Source organism: Streptomyces sp. NPDC102451 (assembly GCF_044765485.1).
Lineage (GTDB): Bacteria > Actinomycetota > Actinomycetes > Streptomycetales > Streptomycetaceae > Streptomyces.
Map to the genome: position 1 here is coordinate 22,981 of NZ_JBIWKD010000007.1, position 16,522 is coordinate 39,502.

General features: G+C 73.5%; 13 protein-coding genes. 6 read left to right on the forward strand and 7 right to left on the reverse strand.

Features of this window, described 5'->3' with window-relative positions; genetic code table 11:
• Positions 1-35 precede the first annotated feature (35 nt).
• The 6 genes from ACIRD8_RS17805 to ACIRD8_RS17830 all read right to left on the reverse strand — a co-directional run bounded on the left by ACIRD8_RS17805 (position 36) and on the right by ACIRD8_RS17830 (position 9,111).
• Positions 36-3,647 carry a hydantoinase B/oxoprolinase family protein gene (locus ACIRD8_RS17805; protein WP_403991914.1) on the reverse strand — a complete coding sequence of 1,204 codons (3,612 nt, stop codon included), beginning with the start codon at positions 3,645-3,647 and terminating at the stop codon, positions 36-38.
• The gene (locus ACIRD8_RS17810) at positions 3,644-4,633 is read right to left on the reverse strand and encodes an SGNH/GDSL hydrolase family protein (protein WP_403991917.1); all 990 of its coding nucleotides are present in this window, start codon (positions 4,631-4,633) and stop codon (positions 3,644-3,646) included. Before ACIRD8_RS17810 ends, ACIRD8_RS17805 begins: the two co-directional genes overlap by 4 nt.
• On the reverse strand, positions 4,630-5,796 hold the full coding sequence (locus ACIRD8_RS17815) for a glycosyltransferase (protein WP_403991920.1): 1,167 nt from the start codon (positions 5,794-5,796) through the stop codon (positions 4,630-4,632). Before ACIRD8_RS17815 ends, ACIRD8_RS17810 begins: the two co-directional genes overlap by 4 nt.
• On the reverse strand, positions 5,793-6,923 hold the full coding sequence (locus ACIRD8_RS17820; RefSeq protein WP_403991922.1) for a glycosyltransferase family 4 protein: 1,131 nt from the start codon (positions 6,921-6,923) through the stop codon (positions 5,793-5,795). The genes ACIRD8_RS17815 and ACIRD8_RS17820 overlap by 4 nt, the downstream gene beginning before the upstream one ends.
• 134 nt (positions 6,924-7,057) lie before the next feature.
• The gene (locus ACIRD8_RS17825; protein ID WP_403991925.1) at positions 7,058-8,476 is read right to left on the reverse strand and encodes a HEAT repeat domain-containing protein; all 1,419 of its coding nucleotides are present in this window, start codon (positions 8,474-8,476) and stop codon (positions 7,058-7,060) included.
• Between the two features lie 242 nt (positions 8,477-8,718).
• Positions 8,719-9,111 carry an ankyrin repeat domain-containing protein gene (locus ACIRD8_RS17830; protein WP_403991929.1) on the reverse strand — a complete coding sequence of 131 codons (393 nt, stop codon included), beginning with the start codon at positions 9,109-9,111 and terminating at the stop codon, positions 8,719-8,721.
• A gap of 323 nt (positions 9,112-9,434) precedes the next feature.
• Between ACIRD8_RS17830 and ACIRD8_RS17835 the strand changes: the two genes are divergently transcribed.
• Positions 9,435-9,629, forward strand: coding sequence for a hypothetical protein (locus ACIRD8_RS17835; protein ID WP_277335051.1), 195 nt, complete (start codon positions 9,435-9,437; stop codon positions 9,627-9,629).
• Positions 9,630-9,668: 39 nt separating this feature from the next.
• Positions 9,669-11,267 carry a hypothetical protein gene (locus ACIRD8_RS17840; RefSeq protein ID WP_403991932.1) on the forward strand — a complete coding sequence of 533 codons (1,599 nt, stop codon included), beginning with the start codon at positions 9,669-9,671 and terminating at the stop codon, positions 11,265-11,267.
• A 37-nt stretch (positions 11,268-11,304) separates the two neighbouring features.
• Here ACIRD8_RS17840 and ACIRD8_RS17845 read toward each other — a convergent pair whose 3' ends face one another.
• Positions 11,305-12,804, reverse strand: coding sequence for a PLP-dependent aminotransferase family protein (locus ACIRD8_RS17845; RefSeq protein WP_403991935.1), 1,500 nt, complete (start codon positions 12,802-12,804; stop codon positions 11,305-11,307).
• A 101-nt stretch (positions 12,805-12,905) separates the two neighbouring features.
• On the opposite strand from ACIRD8_RS17845, the gene ACIRD8_RS17850 reads away from it, so the two are divergent.
• The 4 genes from ACIRD8_RS17850 to ACIRD8_RS17865 all read left to right on the forward strand — a co-directional run bounded on the left by ACIRD8_RS17850 (position 12,906) and on the right by ACIRD8_RS17865 (position 16,394).
• Positions 12,906-13,574, forward strand: a complete 669-nt coding sequence (locus ACIRD8_RS17850) for a YitT family protein (RefSeq protein WP_403991937.1) — start codon at positions 12,906-12,908, stop codon at positions 13,572-13,574.
• Between the two features lie 5 nt (positions 13,575-13,579).
• Positions 13,580-14,344 carry a glycerophosphodiester phosphodiesterase gene (locus ACIRD8_RS17855; protein ID WP_403992805.1) on the forward strand — a complete coding sequence of 255 codons (765 nt, stop codon included), beginning with the start codon at positions 13,580-13,582 and terminating at the stop codon, positions 14,342-14,344.
• Positions 14,345-14,390: 46 nt separating this feature from the next.
• Positions 14,391-15,755: an MFS transporter gene (locus tag ACIRD8_RS17860; protein WP_403991940.1), complete on the forward strand. Its 1,365-nt coding sequence runs from the start codon at positions 14,391-14,393 to the stop codon at positions 15,753-15,755.
• Between the two features lie 264 nt (positions 15,756-16,019).
• Positions 16,020-16,394: an RNA polymerase-binding protein RbpA gene (locus ACIRD8_RS17865; RefSeq protein ID WP_078598328.1), complete on the forward strand. Its 375-nt coding sequence runs from the start codon at positions 16,020-16,022 to the stop codon at positions 16,392-16,394.
• The last annotated feature ends 128 nt before the right edge of the window (positions 16,395-16,522 follow it).

The window sequence follows — 16,522 nt, forward strand, 5'->3', positions numbered from 1 at the left end:
ACCGACAACGGTCGAAACGGCGCAGAAGCGACCGGTCACGGCCGCCCGTATCCGCCGCCTCCGGGGGTGCGCAGCACGAGGACGTCCCCGGCGTCCAGCTCGGCGGTGTCGCAGCCGTCGAGCGGGGTCAGGGACGTCCCGCCGGACCGTTCGACGTACTGCTCGCCGAGTGCTCCGGGCCCGCCTCCCGCCATGCCGTACGGCGGCACCCGGCGGTGGCTCGACAGGAGGGCCACGGTGACGGGTTCGAGGAAGCGGATCCGTCGTTCCACCCCCCGGCCGCCGTGCCACCGGCCCGGGCCCCCGCTGTCCTGGCGTACGCCGAAGCTCTCCAGCAGCACCGGGTAGCGCCATTCGAGGATCTCGGGGTCGGTGAGGCGGGAGTTGGTCATGTGGGTCTGCACGGCGTCGGCCCCGTCGAAGCCGTCACCGGCACCGGAGCCGCTCGCGACGGTCTCGTAGTACTGGACCCGGTCGTTGCCGAAGGTGAGGTTGTTCATGGTGCCGGATCCCTCGGCCTGGACGCCCATGGCCGCGTAGAGCGCGCCGGTGACGGCCTGGGAGGTCTCGACGTTGCCGGCGACGGTCGCCGCCGGGTGGACGGGGGCCAGCATCGATCCCTGCGGGACGCGGATCTCCAGGGGCTTCAGGCAGCCGCTGTTGAGCGGGATGTCCTCCGCGACGAGTGTCCGGAACACGTAGAGGACGGCGGCCATGACCACGGAGGTGGGGGCGTTGAAGTTGCCGTGCTGCTGCGGGGAGGTGCCCTCGAAGTCGAGGACGGCCCGCCGGGCGTCGCGGTCCACGGTGACCTTCACGGCGATGACGGCGCCGTTGTCGGTCTCGTAGCGGCACGAGCCGTCGCGCAGTCCGGCGACGATCCGGCGTACGGACTCCTCGGCGTTGTCCTGGACGTGGCCCATGTACGCCTCGACGACGTCCTGCCCGAACTGGCGTGTCATGCGGCGCAGTTCGGTGATGCCCTTCTCGTTGGCCGCGATCTGGGCGCGCAGGTCGGCGAGGTTGGTGTCCGGGTCGCGTGAGGGGTACGCGGCGGTGGTGAGCAGGTGCCGGGTCTCCGCCTCGCGGAGGGTTCCGTCGCGCACCAGCAGCCAGTCGTCGAAGAGGACGCCCTCCTCGTCGACCGTACGGCTGAAGGCGGGCATGGAGCCCGGGGTGATGCCGCCGATCTCCGCGTGGTGGCCGCGTGAGGCCACCAGGAAGCGCAGCCGGCTCTCCCGTCCGTCCGCGGGCTCGTCGAACACGGGCGTCACGACGGTCACGTCCGGCAGGTGGGTGCCGCCGTGGTACGGATCGTTGACGGCGTAGACGTCACCGGGCCGCAGGGAGCCCCGGTTCCGCCGCAGCACCTCCTTGATGGACTCCCCCATCGACCCCAGGTGCACCGGGATGTGCGGGGCGTTGGCCACCAGGTTGCCCTCCGCGTCGAACAGGGCGCACGAGAAGTCCAGCCGTTCCTTGATGTTGACGGAGTGCGCCGTGTTCTCCAGCCGTACGCCCATCTGTTCGGCGATCGACATGAAGAGGTTGTTGAACACCTCGAGCATGACGGGGTCCACCCGGGTGCCGACGGCGGTCCGCTCGGGACGCGGTTCGGCCCGGCGCAGCACGAGGTGTCCGGCCGGGCCCGCCGTGGCCTGCCAGCCGGGGTCCACGACGGTGGTGGCGTCGTCCTCCGTGACGACCGCCGGGCCGGTCACGGTGTCCTCGGCGCGCAGGGTCGGGCGGCGGTACAGGCCGGCGTCCCGCCATTCGCCCCCGGTGAACATCGTCACGGTTCCGAGGGGCCGGAGCGGCCCTTCGCCGGCGCCCGGGCCGACGCGGGGCAGGGTGTGCGGTCCTGCCGTACCGGTGGCTTCCACCGAGACGGCCTCGGCCACCAGGGGCTTGTCCATGACGAATCCGTAGCGCGCCCGGTGGGCTCCGGTGAACTCCTCCGTCATGGCGGCGACGGTGGCGTGGGCGACGGGCAGGGCGGCGTCCGTGCCGGCGTAGCGCACGAGGATCCGTGCCCGGGTGGCGATGGCGCTGTCGGGGAGGCCGTCGGCCCGGAGTTCGGCCCGGGTGCGCTCCGCGAGGCCGTCGCAGATGCCTCGCAGCCGGCTCCCGGTCGCCTCGTCCAGCGGCGCCTCGACGGACTGTTCGCGCATCGCGGTGGCGTCGGCGAGACCGATCCCGTACGCGGAGAGGACACCGGCGAGCGGCGGTACGAGGACGGTGTCGATGCCCAGGGCGTCGGCGACGGCGCAGACGTGCTGCCCTCCGGCGCCGCCGAAGCCGGTGAGCGCGTAGCGGGTGATGTCGTGGCCCCGCTGGACGGAGATCTTCTTGACGGCGTTCGCCATGTTGAGCACGGCGATCTCCAGGAAGCCGGCGGCGACCTCGGCGGCCGTACGCCTGTCTCCCGAGGCGGCCGACACCTCCTCGGCCAGCGCGTCGAAGCGCTCCTGCACGAGTCCGGCGTCGAGCGGCCGGTCGCCCCCGGGGCCGAAGACTGCGGGGAAGTGCTCGGGGCGGATGCGGCCGAGCATCACGTTGGCGTCGGTGACGGTGAGCGGCCCGCCCCGCCGGTAGCAGGCGGGGCCGGGGTCGGCTCCGGCCGAGTCGGGGCCGACCCGGTAGCGCCGTCCGTCGAAGTGCAGGACGGATCCGCCGCCGGCGGCGACGGTGTGGATGCTCATCATGGGCGCGCTCATCCGCACCCCGGCCACCTGGGTCCCGAGCTCGCGTTCGAACTCGCCCGCGTAGTGGGAGACATCGGTGGAGGTGCCACCCATGTCGAAGCCGATGACCCGGTCGTGGCCCGCCTGCCCTGACGTACGGACCATGCCGACGACGCCCCCGGCCGGGCCGGAGAGCACCGCGTCCTTCCCCCGGAAGTGCGCGGCCTCGCGCAGTCCGCCGTTGGACTGTATGAACATGATCCGGATGCCCGGGAGTTCGCCGGCCACCTCGTCGACGTAGCGGCGCAGGATCGGCGAGAGATAGGCGTCGACGACGGTGGTGTCACCGCGCGGGACGAGCTTGATCAGCGGGCTGACCTCGTGCGAGCAGCTGACCTGGGTGAAGCCGGCCGCCCTGGCTTCCTCCGCGACGGCCCGTTCGTGCTCCGGGTGGCGGTAGCCGTGCATGAGGACGACGGCAGCGCTGCGCATCCCGTCCTCCGCGGCCGCCCTGAGCCGCTCGGCGACGGCGGCGCGGTCGAGGGCCCTCACGATCCCTCCCCTGGCGTCGGTGCGTTCCGGGACCTCGACGACCCGGTCGTACACGGCCTCGGGGAGCAGGATGCGGCGGTCGAAGAGGCGGGGCCGGTTCTGGTACGCGATGCGCAGGGCGTCCCGGAAGCCTTCGGTGATGACCAGGACGGTCGGCTCGCCCCGCCGTTCCAGGAGGGCGTTGGTGGCGACCGTCGTGCCCATCTTGACGCCCGCGACCCGGTCGGCGGGGACCGGGTCGTGGGGGCCGAGGCCGAGCAGCAGCCGGATGCCCGCGACGGCCGCGTCGCGGTAGCGGCCGGGGTCGTGGGACAGCAGTTTGCGGGTGATCAGCCGGCCGCCGGGGTCACGTCCCACCACGTCCGTGAAGGTGCCGCCGCGGTCGATCCAGAACTCCCAGCGTCCGGTCATCCCTCCATTCTGGCGCGGGGGACGAACCCGTGCAGGAACGGCGTACGGGGCAGCCCTGCCGGCGCCTCGGTCGGCGTACGGGGCAGCCCTGCCGGCGCCTCGGTCGGCGTACGGGGCAGCCCTGCCAGCGCCTCGGTCAACGCCTGCTCGGCCCGTGCGTCGAGACGGCCGGTCGTGCCGCGTGCCCGGTGCCCGGCCTCGGCCGCCGCGAGCCCCAGCAGCTGGGGCAGCAGGTCCGTGCTGCGCCGGGCCAGCCAGCCGGTGCCCTCGGTGGCCAGCCAGAGGGCGCCCGCCAGTCGGGTCGGCGGCGGCTGCCGGGGTTCGTGGCCCGGAGGGTCGCCGAGGGCGAGGCCCCGTTCTGCGAGCAGCCGGTGGAAGCCGGCGGCCAGTCTTCGGTGGCCCCGCTCGCCGGGGTGGAGCCGGTCCACGCTCCACAGCGAACGGTCCTCGGTCCAGGCCCGGCCCGAGGCGTGCAGATGGACGGCGTCGTAGCGGTCGGACAGGGCGTGCACGACGGCGTTGACGGCCTGCTGGCGCCGCGCGAGGGGGTGGCGCAGCGGGCCGGGGAGCCCCAGCGTCGTACCGGGATCGGGCAGACATGCCGTCAGGAGTACGGCGCCGCCCCCGGCGAGCAGGGCACAGACCTCGTCGAGGCGGTCGGCGAGGCGGCGGATGTCGAAGGACCGGCGCAGGGTGTCGTTGACCCCGACGACGACGGAGGCGATATCGGGCCGGAACTCCGCCGCCGCCCCGGCCTGGCGCTCGTGGACGTCCGAGGACAGCGCACCGGCGACGGCGAGGTTACGGAAGTCCACGTCCTGGTCCGCGCCTCCGAGGCCCTCGGCGAGGAGCGCGGCCCAGCCCCGCCAGCCGCCCTGGACGGGGTCGCCGACGCCCTCGGTCAGCGAGTCCCCGAGTGCGGCGTACCGCACGGTGGCACGGGCGGGGGTGATGCGGGCGGGGGCATCGGCGGGCAGGGCGCTCACGGCCGTACCTCCAGGGCTCCGTGCCGCTGCGGGATGTCATGGGCGGCCAGGAAGGCCGCCGCCGAGCGGTCCCAGCCGAAGTGCGCGGCGCGCGCCCGTGCCGTGGCCCTGCGCTCCTGCTCCGGTCGGTCCAGAAGTTCCCGGAGCGCGGCGGCGAACGCCCTGCCCGTGTCGGCGGCGGCCGGTCCGGCCGGACCGATCACCTCGGGGAGCGCGGAGGCGGCGCTCGCCACCACCGGGGTGCCGCAGGCGAGCGCCTCCAGGGCGGACAGCCCGAAGGTCTCCGCCGGCCCCGGTGCGACGCACGCATCCGCGCTCGCCAGGAGGCGGGCCAGATGCGCGCGGTCGCGTACATGGCCCAGGAATTCGGCCGGCAGCCGCTCCACCCGTGCCCTGCGCTCCAGTTTTGCGCGCAGGGGACCGTCCCCCGCCACCACCAGGGCCGCCCGCACACCGGTGTCCCGCAGTGCCGCCAGCGCGTCCAGCGCCCGGCCCGGCCGCTTCTCCACGGAGAGCCGTGATCCGAGCATCAGCAGGACGTCCTGGGCGCGCAGGTGGCGGGCGCGCAGCGCCGTGCTGCGCAGCTCGGGGCGGAAGCGCTCCAGGTCCACCCCGAGCGGGGCGCGCACCACGTTGCGTACGCCGGTCCGCACGAACTCGCGCTCCGCCCGTTCGGTGGTGCACACGATCCGTGCGTAGGCGTGGGCACTGCGCGTGTTGAGCCGGTCGGCGGCCCGTCCGGCCACCGCCGGGGGCACACCCCAGGTGCGGAGCACCCCGTCGGCGGTCTCGTGGGACACCATGACGGCGGGGACGCGGGCGCGGCGTGCCCACTCCCCCGTCCACCGCAGGGTGGTCCGGTCGGACACCTCCAGACGGTCGGGGCGCAGCTCCTCCAGGAGGCCCCGCAGCCTTCCCCGGTTCACCAGCACCCGGTAGCCGCCGCTGCCCGGAAGCACGGGCCCCGGGAGGGTGACGACCCTGCCCTGTGCGGTGTGTACGTCACTCGGGGCGGCCCCGGGGACGATCAGCACCGGCTCGTGTCCCGCCGCGAGGTAACGGCGCCCGAGCTCGTCCAGTGCGGTGCGCAGGCCGCCGGAGGCGGGCGTGACGAAGTTCGCCAGCCGCACGATCCTGAGCCCGTCACGGCCGGGCCCGGTCATGCCGCCACCGCCGTCCGGCCGCGCAGGACCTCGTCGTAGTGGCCCAGGAGCTGGTCGCCGACGGCCTCCCAGGTGCGGCCCTCGACCGCGGCACGTGCGGTCCTGCCGAAGGCCTCGGCGCGCGCGGGGTCCGCGAGGAGTGCGGCGACCGCGTCCCGCACGGCCGCCGCGTCGTGGGGCGGCACCAGCAGCCCGGTGCTCCCGTGGTCGACGAGGTCGAGCGGTCCGCCGGCCGCCGGTGCGACGACCGGGATCCCCGAGGCCATGGCCTCCTGCACGGTCTGGCAGAAGGTCTCGTACGGCCCGGTGTGCACGAAGACGTCCAGGGAAGCGAAGAAGCGGGCGAGGTCCTCCCCCGTACGCCGCCCCAGGAACACCGCACCGGGCAGCGCCGCGCGCAGCGACGGCTCGCTCGGCCCGTCGCCGACGACCACGACGCGTACGCCCGGGAGCGCGCAGGCTCCGGCGAGGAGTTCGACGTGCTTCTCGGGGGCGAGCCGCCCCGCGTATCCGACGATCTTCTCGCCGCCGGGGGCGAGGGCCCGGCGCAGCGCCTCGTCGCGCAGGCCGGGGCGGAACCGCACGGTGTCGACCCCGCGCGGCCACAGCTTCACCCGGGGCACGCCGTGGCCGGTGAGGTCGCGCAGTGCGGCGGTGGAGGGGGCGAGGGTGAGGTCGGCGGCGCTGTGCACGGCGCGCATCCGGCGCCAGGCGGTGTTCTCCCCGGTGCCCAGGTAGGTGCGGGCGTAGCCGGCCAGGTCGGTCTGGTAGACCGCCACGGCGGGCAGCCCCAGCCGGGTGGCGAGGGCCATGCCGCGGACGCCGAGGACGAACGGGCCGGCCAGGTGGACGAGTTCGGCGCGGTGCCCGGTGAGCGCGGCGGCGAGCCGCCGGCCGGGGAGGGCCACCCGGACCTGCGGGTAGCCGGGCAGAGGCAGTGAGGGGACGCGCACCACGGGGCAGGGGTCGCCGGTGGACGCGGAGCCGGTGGTGGCTGTCGCCCCGGCCGGGGCGATGACGAGCGGCCGGTGGCCGCGGGCGGCGAGGTGCCGGGCGGTCTGCAGGGTGCAGTGGGCCACACCGTTGACGTCGGGCGGGAAGGATTCGGTGACGATGACGACACGCATACGGGTGTTGTCACCGCACAGGGCGTGCCCTTGCCGACTTGGATCTGTCCGCCCGGGGAACGTCCCATGAGCGTTTGCGCCGCGCGCCCCCGACGCGCGGCATACGGAGCTCCGTGAACCGGCGGAGCACCGGCTCAGACGGCGGGTGCGTCCGGCCCGATCCTGCTGCGTACGGCGGTCTGGACCTCGGCCTCCTCGGCCGGGTCGGCGGCGAGCCGCCTCAGCCGTTCGGCGACCCGGATGTCCCCGGTCTCCGCGTGGTGCGCGGCCAGTTCACGGGTGGTCTCCTCGCAGTCCCAGAGGCACTCGACGGCGAATCCGCTGGCGAAGGACGGGTCGGTGGCGGCCAGCGCGCGGGCGGCGCGGCCGCGCAGGTGCGAGGAGGACGTCTCCCGGTACACATGGCGCAGTACGGGTGCCGCGCAGACGATGCCCAGGCGTCCCGCGCCGTCGACGAGGGTCCACAGGTGTGGCGCGTCCGGACCTTCGCCCCGGACCGCCTCGCGCAGCGCGGCGAGGACGAGCGGGGCGTCCTGTGCGGCGCCGCGGCAGGCCAGGACCCCGGCAGCCGAGGATCCGAGGGCGTCGGGCCGGTGGGCCCAGCGCCGCGCCCGGCCGACCGCCGCTTCTCCGCACATGCGCTCGAAGGCGGCCACGGCCGCCTCGGCGACGGTGGGCGACGGGCCGGCGACCGCCTGCTCGATGAGGTCGAGCACGGCAGGGTCCTGGGCCTGGGCCAGATAGTGCAGGGCTGCGCAGCGCGCGCCCTCGGAGCCGCTGCGGGCGGCCTCGACGATCAGGGGCCGGTCCTCGGCCCCGGCGACGGCGGAGAGGCAGCGGGCCGCGGGGACATGGAGCACGCTGCCGCGTTCCAGTCCTTCCTGGGCCCAGTCGAAGACGGCCTGGACGCTCCAGCCGGGGCGCGGTCCGCCCGGCCTCATCTGCCGCTGCCACCGGTCGAAGGAGCCCTGCTCCGACGCCGCCCTGACCCGGCCGCCGACGGCTTCACGCGGGTCGTCGGCCCAGAGCCGCCAGGGCCGGGGCTCGAAGGCGTCCCGCACGGAGGCGGCCAGCTCGGCGGCGCCCTCCGCGGTCGCCGGGAAGCGGGCGAGCACCGGCTCGGCGAGCGAGCGCAGCCCGGCGTCGTCGTCGCGCAGGGCCAGCTCGTCGAGCGCCCAGGCCCAGTTGGCCCCGGTCGCGGCGTACCGGCGCAGGAGCGCGAGGGCGTCTTCGCGGCCGTAGGAGGCGAGGTGGCCGAGCACGGCGAGGGCGAGACCCGTGCGGGAGTCGTCGGTGTCGAGGTGGTCCTCGGGATCGAAAATATGCCGCTCGATCTCCTCGGTGCCACCGTCGAGATCGAGGTAGAGGCGCGCGTAGTAGAGGGAGCGGTTCTCGACCTGCCAGTCATGACGCGGATCGCTCAGGACGCAGTGGTTGAGAGCCGTGAGGGCCTCGGGGCGGGGGGCGGCGAGCGCGTGGAGCGTGCCGTCGCCGCGGCCCCTCTGCAGCAGGCCGAGCAGTGTGCCGCTCGGCGCTATGAACGGATCGAACATGGGGAAAGCCTCACATCAAGCTGTCGACGCGACCGGGACTGTGCTGTTCCATGTGCCGGGGTGACATCACCTAGGCCGCGCAGCAACATGATCGGCCGACTGCCGTCTTCTGCCTGGTGCTCATCTTCCTCTGCCTCTCGTCGGTGGCCCGATTCGGACCCGCGACGTCATGATGACCCAGCCATTTCGCCGACGCGACCACATTTACGACGCACCGGCCGGCCGGCGGCGCGGACGGCCTCTCAGCGCGCACCGAAGAGTTCCAGCAGGTCGTCCTTGCCGAACATGCGCGCGGTGTCCACGGCGGAGGGTGTTCCGGCGGCCGGGTCGGCGCCTGCGGAGAGCAGCGCGTCGATCACTTCGCGCTCGCCCTTGAAGACGGCGCCGGCGAGCGGGGTCTGCCCCCGGTCGTTGGCACGGTCCGGGTCGGCGCCACGGCCCGCGAGGGCGACGACGGCGGGGGCGTGCCCGTGGTAGGCGGCGAGCATGAGCAGGGAGTCGCCCCGGTCGTTGGTGAGGTTCGCGGGGACGCCCGCGTCGACGTAGGCGGCGAGCGCGTCGCTCTCCCCCCGGCGGGCCAGGTCGAAGACCTTGGTCGCCAGCTCGACCACCTCGGGATCGGGGGTTTCGCTCATCGGACGGACCGCCTTCCATTGCCGTGGCCGCGGTTGCTGACCTGGTGGGGAGTACGGCGGGGGCCGTACGAGTGAATCGACAGAGTACTGCTCCGGGCAGTCGTGAGCCTGCCCCGGAGCGGCAGAAGATCACGGCCCCGGAGCCGCTTTCCGGTGGGGACGGGGCCGACGCGGTGCACGGAGCTCCCGGGCGACTACTCTCCGCCCACCAGTTGAGTGAAATGGAACGATATTCACTCACTTGCACCTTTTATCGTATAGGTACATCTTGTGATTCTGGAAGTACTCATGGTGACTGTCCCCCTCAACCAGGAGAACCGCTCATGATCCTCTCCATCTCGGGCGTGGTACTGCTCGGCATCATCGTCTTCCTGTTCTTCAAGAAGGACGGGCTCAAGGCGTCCCACGGCCTCATCTGCGCGCTGTTCGGCTTCTACCTGGCCGGCACAGCCATCGCCCCGAGCATCACGGCCGGCGGGGCGAGCCTCGCCAGCATGCTGGGCGGCATCAAGTTCTGACGCTCCCGAAACCCGCTCCCACCTCTTCAGGAGACCGACGTGGCCCGGCGACCACTTCCCCGCATTCTTCAGCGCGGCAGCGTTTCGATCACCCGCAGTCGCGAGATCGCGCGCACGGCCGCCGACAACGCCACCGACGTACTCCATCCGCTGATCACGGTCACCCGCGGTCTGCGGCTGCTGGCGGGAGCCGGGCGGCAGAAGTGGGCCGCGACGCCCAGGGACCGGCGCGGACACGTGCTGTTCCTCGTCGCGGCCTGCGTACTGGCGGTGGCGCTCATCCCCTACGGGCCCCTGCTGGCCCTCATCTCGGTGATGGGCGCTGCCGCATGGCGGGGACGCGACCGCACCCCCGCGAAGACCGGCCCCGACGAGGCCGGGACCGCACGCCTGCAGGCGCTGTACGAGGCGCTGGTGCCGCACTTCTCCGTGGCGGACGACCCCGGTCCGCTGTTCTCCCACGGCGGCGACTGGGAGAAGGCCTTCGGCACGTCGTACGAGTTCGACGGCGACGGGCGTCTCACCCGGCTCCAGGTGGACTACCCGGCGTACTTCACCGACGGCGACCCCACGGCACGGGCCCGGGTCGAGCAGGTGCTCCACGCCAAGTCGGGCCGGGGCCGCGAGTACCACTTCGCCTGGGACGAGGAGGCCAACCACCTCCTCATGACCGTGCTCGCCGCGCTCCCCACCACCATCGCCGCCCAGCGCTTCGTCACCGCGCCCGGCGAGACCGTGCTGGGCTTCACCGACGCGGACGCGGTCCGGCGCACCGTGCCGGTCCAGGACGGCGACGCGACCCGTGACGCCTCTCCTGTGATCTGGCGGACCGGAGCGCGTTCGACGGAACCCCATCTGCTGATCGTCGGGCACCCCGGCAGCGGCACCACGACCCTGATGCGCTCCCTCGCCCTGCAGGCCCTCCAGCACGGCGACGTCCTCGTCGTGGAGGGCGGCGGGACCGGCGAGTACGGCTTCCTGACCGGCCGGGACGGCGTGCTCGCGGTGGAGCGCGGTCTCGCCGGGGCACTCGCGACGCTCGAATGGGCGGCGCACGAGACCGAGCGGCGGCTCATCGCCGCCAACCGGGCCCGCCAGACCGGGCATCCCGAGCCCGACGACATCAAGCGCCCCCTCTGGATCCTGCTGGACCGTCCGAGCGCGCTGGGGCACCTGGCGGCCGCCGACGGCAGGCAGGATCCGCAGGAGCTCCTCCAGGTGCCGCTGCGGCACGGCCGTGCCGCCGGGGTGACGGTCGTGGTCGCGGACCAGTTCGACAGCCTGGACGCCCTCACCGGGACCGTGCGGAACCACACCAGGGCACGTGTCGTGCTCGGCCCGGCGGACCGTGCGGAGGTCGAGGCGGTCCTGGGCGTCCAGCCGCACACCACGCCCACCTCCGACGTGCCGCCCGGCCGCGGCTACACCCGGCTGGGCTCCGCGCCGGTCCTCCGCCTCCAGGTGCCGGCCACCCCGGACCCGTACGACGACGCCACGAGCGAGGCGCACCGGCAGGCGGTGCTCGACCTGGTGCCCGGCGGGGCGCCCGCGGTGGAGCAGGCCGTGCCGGAATCGGCCGAGCCCGTGTCCGTACACACCGATCAGCTGATCGGGGCGCCGGCCGTCGCCGAAGGGTGAGACGGAGGGGCGCCCCGGACCATGAAGGCCGGGCGCCTCAGGCCACGAAGGTCCGGGGGGCCTCGGCTCCGGCGCTCGCGCCGGAACCGACCAGCTCGGCGGCAGCGGCCAGCCGCAGCGCCGCCTCGTCCGCCACCGGACCGCCCACGGTGAAGGGCAGCCGCACATAGCCCTCGAAGGCCCCGTCGACCCCGAACCGGGGCCCCGACGGCACGCGGACCCCGACCCGCTCGCCCGCCACGGCCAGCCGGGAGCCGGAGAGCCCTCCGGTGCGCACCCACAGGGTGAGGCCGCCGCGCGGCACCTCGAACTCCCAGGCCGGGAGCTCCCGGCGCAGGGCGCGCACCAGGTCGCCCCGGTTCTCCCGCGCCTGCTCGCGCCGGATGGCCACGGCCTCCTCCCAGCCGCCGGTCCGCATCAGCCAGTTGATGGCGAGCTGTTCCAGCACGGGCGTCCCCATGTCGGCGTACGCGCGTGCGGCGACCAGGCTGCGGATGACGTCGGGCGCCGCCCGCACCCAGCCGATGCGCATGCCGGCCCAGAAGGCCTTGCTCGCGGAGCCGACGGTCAGGACGGTGCTGCCCGCCGGGTCGAACGCGCAGACCCTGCGGGGCATCTCGACGTCCGCGTCCAGGTGCAGCTCGTGCATGGTCTCGTCGACCACCAGGACCGTGCCCGCCGACCGGGCGGCCTCGACGAGGGCGCGGCGCTGCTGCTCGTCGGCCAGGGCGCCGGTGGGGTTGTGGAAGTCGGCGACGACATAGGCGAGCCTCGGTGCGGCGTCGCGCAGGACCTGCCGCCAGCGGTTCATGTCCCAGCCGCCGAGCCCCTCCTCCATCGCCACGGGCACCAGCCTGGCGCCCGCCTCCCGCATGAGCTGGAGGATGTTGGCGTAGCTCGGGGACTCCACGGCGATGCGCTCGCCGCGCCCGGCGAAGAGATGACAGATGGCGTCGATAGCGCCCATCGCCCCGGTGGTGACCATGATCTGCTCGGGCATCGTCGGGATGCCGTGCCCGGTGTAGCGGTCCGCGATCATCTGGCGCAGGGCGGGAAGTCCTGCCGGGTAGTCGCCGTGCGTATGGGCGTACGGCGGCAGCTCCTCCAGGGCGCCCTGTACGGCCCGGGTCAGCCACGGTTCCGGGGCGGGCAGCGAGGCGCAGCCCAGGTCGATCATGGAGCCGAGCGACTCGGGGGGCAGCGGTTCGAGGCCCCGGGCGGGCAGCGGATTGCCCGCCGGGACCGCGGTCCAGCTGCCGGCGCCGCGGCGCGACTCCAGGAACCCCTCCGCCCGCAGCGCCTCGTACGCCGCGGCGACGGTGGTCCGGCTGAAGGAGAGGGCAAGCGCGAGCTCGCGTTCGGCGGGGAGCCGCGCGGCAACCGGGACCCGGCCCTCCAGGACGAGCAGGCGCACCCCGTCGGCGAGCGCCCGGTAGGCGGGCGGCTTGCGGGTGCCCGGCGGAAGGGGGCGCGCCTGCTGGCCCTGGAGCTGGCGGGCAAGCTGCGCCGCGCCGACCGTCGAAGTCCACTGCGCCATGAAAATCAGTCCACCTTCCTCGGATTGGCCATAGTTGGCGGCCAATCCCCCGCCACAGAGTGACATGCAGCAGTCCACTACCACCACACAGGGGGCACCACTTGTCCGACACCACTTCTCCGAGCGGCACCCGGCTCGCCCGGCGGCTGACCCATCTGTACGTGGGCCTGGCCCTGTACGGGGCGAGTTCGGCGCTGCTGGTCCGCGCGGGGCTCGGGCTCGAACCGTGGGGCGTGCTGCACCAGGGCCTGGCCGAGCGGACCGGCATCTCCATCGGGGTCGTCTCGATCATCGTCGGGGCGGTCGTCCTGCTCCTGTGGATCCCGATCAGGCAGCGCCCGGGGCTCGGCACCGTCTCCAACGTCTTCGCCGTCGGCATCGCGATGGACGGCACGCTCGCCCTCGTACCGGATGTGCACGGACTCGGGGCGCAGATCCCGCTGATGGCCGCGGGCATCGTGCTGAACGGCGTCGCCACGGGCCTGTACATCTCCGCCCGCTTCGGACCCGGGCCGCGCGACGGCCTGATGACGGGCCTGAACCGGCTCACGGGGCGCTCCATCAGGCTGGTGCGTACGGCGATCGAGGTGGCCGTGGTCGTGACCGGCTTCCTGCTCGGCGGCTCGCTCGGCGCCGGCACGGTCCTCTACGCCCTGGCCATCGGCCCGCTCGCCCAGTTCTTCCTGCGCTTCTTCGACCTCCCGGCGCCGGGTTCCCGCACCGTGGCCGTTGCCGCGCGGACACCGGAAGGGGCGATACTTCCGCGGTGACCGCAGTGACTTCGGGGCGCCACCCCTATCTGGACCACCCTTCGACGATCCCCTTCGCCCACCGGGGCGGGGCCGCGGACGGCATGGAGAACACCGCGACGGCCTTCCGGCGCGCGGCCGGCCTCGGCTACCGCTACTTCGAGACCGATGTGCACGCCACGGCGGACGGCCGCCTGGTCGCGTTCCACGACCCGACCCTGGACCGGGTGACGGACTCCCGGGGACGGATAGCCGCGCTGTCCTGGAGCGAGGTGCGCCGGGCCAGGGTGGCGGGCAGCGAGCCGCTGCCGCTCTTCGAGGAGCTGCTGGAGGAGTTCCCGGACGCCCGCTGGAACGTGGACATCAAGGCGGAGCCCGCCCTCGCCCCGCTCGTCGAGCTGATCCGCAGGACCGGCGCGTGGGACCGGGTCTGCGTGGGGTCGTTCTCCGAGGCGCGCGTGGCCAGGGCCCACCGCCTCGCCGGATCCCGCCTGGCCACCTCGTACGGGGTGCGCGGCGTGCTCGGCCTGCGGCTGCGCTCGTACGGCATCCCTGCGGCGCTCCGGGCGGGCGCGGTCTGCGCGCAGGTCCCGGAGAGCCAGAACGGCGTCCGGGTCGTCGACCGGAGCTTCGTCCGGACGGCGCACGCGCGCGGCCTGCAGGTCCATGTCTGGACGGTCAACGAACCGGAACGGATGGCGGCGCTCCTGGACCTCGGGGTGGATGGCATCATGACCGATCACATCGAGACGCTGCGCACGGTGCTGAGCGAGCGGGGGGCCTGGGCCTGACGCCGGGACCCGCCGCGTCCGCACGGGACGAACGAGGGGGCGCGGCGTGAGCACCGGTATCGCAGGGACGGAGGACCCGGCCGGACCGCCGGCCGAGGCCGCGGGCCGCAGACGGGAACAGCGCGGCTGGTACTTCTACGACTTCGCCTGCTCCGTGTACTCCACCAGCGTCCTCACGGTCTTCCTCGGCCCCTATCTGACGTCGATCGCCAAGGCGGCGGCCGACGCGGACGGGTTCGTGCATCCGCTGGGCATACCCGTGCGGGCGGGATCGCTCTTCGCGTACGCCGTGTCGGTGTCCATCGTGGTGGCCGTGGTCGTCATGCCGGTCGTGGGCGCGGCGGCGGACCGCAGCGGACGCAAGAAGCCCCTGCTCGCGGCGGCCGCGTACACGGGCGCGACGGCGACGGCCTGCATGTTCTTCCTGGACGGCCACCGCTATCTGCTGGGGGCCTTCCTGCTGATCGTGGCGAACGCGTCGATCTCCGTGTCGATGGCCCTGTACAACGCGTATCTGCCCCAGATCTCCACCCCGGAGGAACGCGACGCGGTCTCCTCGCGCGGCTGGGCCTTCGGCTACACCTCGGGCGCCTTCGTCCTCGTCCTGAACCTGGTGCTCTACACGGGCCACGACTCCTTCGGTCTGTCCGAGTCCGACGCGGTCCGGATCTGCATCGCCTCGGCGGGCGTGTGGTGGGGTGCCTTCGCCCTGGTCCCGCTGCGGCGGCTGCGTGACCGCCGGGTGGAGCCGGGCGGCGACGGCGCGGTCGGCTCCGGCTGGCGGCAGCTGCGGGCGACGCTGCGCGACATGCGCCGCCACCCGCTGACGCTCTCCTTCCTGCTCGCCTATCTGATCTACAACGACGGCATCCAGACGGTGATCTCCCAGGCCTCGCTGTACGGCTCCGAGGAGCTCGGCCTCGACCAGACGACGCTGATCACCGCGGTCCTGCTCGTGCAGGTGCTCGCGGTGGCGGGCGCGCTGGGGATGGGGCGGCTCGCCCGGCTGTACGGAGCGAAGCGGACGATTCTCGCGTCGCTGGCCGTCTGGACGCTGATCCTCGCGGCGGCGTACGTCCTGCCCGCCGACGCGCCGGTGTTCTTCTACGTCCTGGCGGCCGCGATCGGGCTCGTGATGGGCGGCAGCCAGGCCCTCTCCCGGTCACTGTTCTCGCACCTCGTACCGCGCGGGAAGGAGGCGGAGTACTTCTCTGCCTACGAGATGAGCGACCGGGGACTCAGCTGGCTGGGGCCCCTGGTCTTCGGTCTCGGCTACCAGCTCACCGGCAGTTACCGGGACGCGATCCTTTCCCTGGTGCTCTTCTTCGCGCTCGGCTCCGTGCTGCTGGCGAGGGTTCCGGTACGGGCCGCGGTGGCCGCCGCGGGCAATCCCGTGCCGGAGCGGATTTAGACGTTGAAGTGAAAGGCCGGTAGTGTACGCCTTTGGTGTGCCCGGAGGACCGTTACTGCGAGCGGAAGAAGCCGAACCGTTGGGTGACAACTTCGACCAGAGGTGACAAACCGGGCACCGATGGGTAGGAAACCCAGACCAAGCAGCGGCACGACGGGCGACGCATGACCGGCAACGGGAATCTTTACCGCCGACCGGACGTTGACCGGATGACGACGACAGCGACACCTGTCCTGTGGGCGACAAGCCCGGGAGGCACGATTCATGAGTGAGCGAGCTCTCCGCGGTACGCGACTCGTGGTTACCAGCTACGAGACGGACCGCGGCATCGATCTGGCCCCGCGCCAGGCGGTGGAGTACGCATGCCCGAACGGACATCGATTTGAGATGCCGTTCTCGGTAGAGGCGGAAATTCCGGCGGAGTGGGAGTGCAAGGCGTGCGGCGCCACGGCACTCCTTGTGGACGGGGATGGCCCCGAGGAGAAGAAGGGCAAGCCTGCGCGTACGCACTGGGACATGCTCATGGAGCGGCGTACGCGTGAGGAGCTGGAGGAGGTGCTGGCCGAGAGGCTGGCGGTCCTGCGCTCCGGCGCCATGAACATCGCCGTGCACCCGCGGGACAGCAGGAAGTCTGCCTGACCGCGTATCACCGCACCGAACAAGAGCCGCGGGGGGGGGGGGCGGGGCGCGGGGGGGGGGGGGGGGGGGGGGGGGGGTTTGGGGGGGGGGGGGGGGGGGGGGGGCATTGGAAGTCCCGCCGGGGGCCC

What these genes read in the sequence shown, in the direction of transcription:
- ACIRD8_RS17805 (WP_403991914.1), bottom strand. Translation starts at nt 3,647, where the DNA reads ATGACCGGACGCTGGGAGTTCTGGATCGACCGCGGCGGCACCTTCACG.
- ACIRD8_RS17815 (WP_403991920.1), bottom strand. Translation starts at nt 5,796, where the DNA reads ATGACCGGGCCCGGCCGTGACGGGCTCAGGATCGTGCGGCTGGCGAAC.
- ACIRD8_RS17820 (WP_403991922.1), bottom strand. Translation starts at nt 6,923, where the DNA reads ATGCGTGTCGTCATCGTCACCGAATCCTTCCCGCCCGACGTCAACGGT.
- ACIRD8_RS17825 (WP_403991925.1), bottom strand. Translation starts at nt 8,476, where the DNA reads ATGTTCGATCCGTTCATAGCGCCGAGCGGCACACTGCTCGGCCTGCTG.
- ACIRD8_RS17830 (WP_403991929.1), bottom strand. Translation starts at nt 9,111, where the DNA reads ATGAGCGAAACCCCCGATCCCGAGGTGGTCGAGCTGGCGACCAAGGTC.
- ACIRD8_RS17835 (WP_277335051.1), top strand. Translation starts at nt 9,435, where the DNA reads ATGATCCTCTCCATCTCGGGCGTGGTACTGCTCGGCATCATCGTCTTC.
- ACIRD8_RS17845 (WP_403991935.1), bottom strand. Translation starts at nt 12,804, where the DNA reads ATGGCGCAGTGGACTTCGACGGTCGGCGCGGCGCAGCTTGCCCGCCAG.
- ACIRD8_RS17865 (WP_078598328.1), top strand. Translation starts at nt 16,020, where the DNA reads ATGAGTGAGCGAGCTCTCCGCGGTACGCGACTCGTGGTTACCAGCTAC.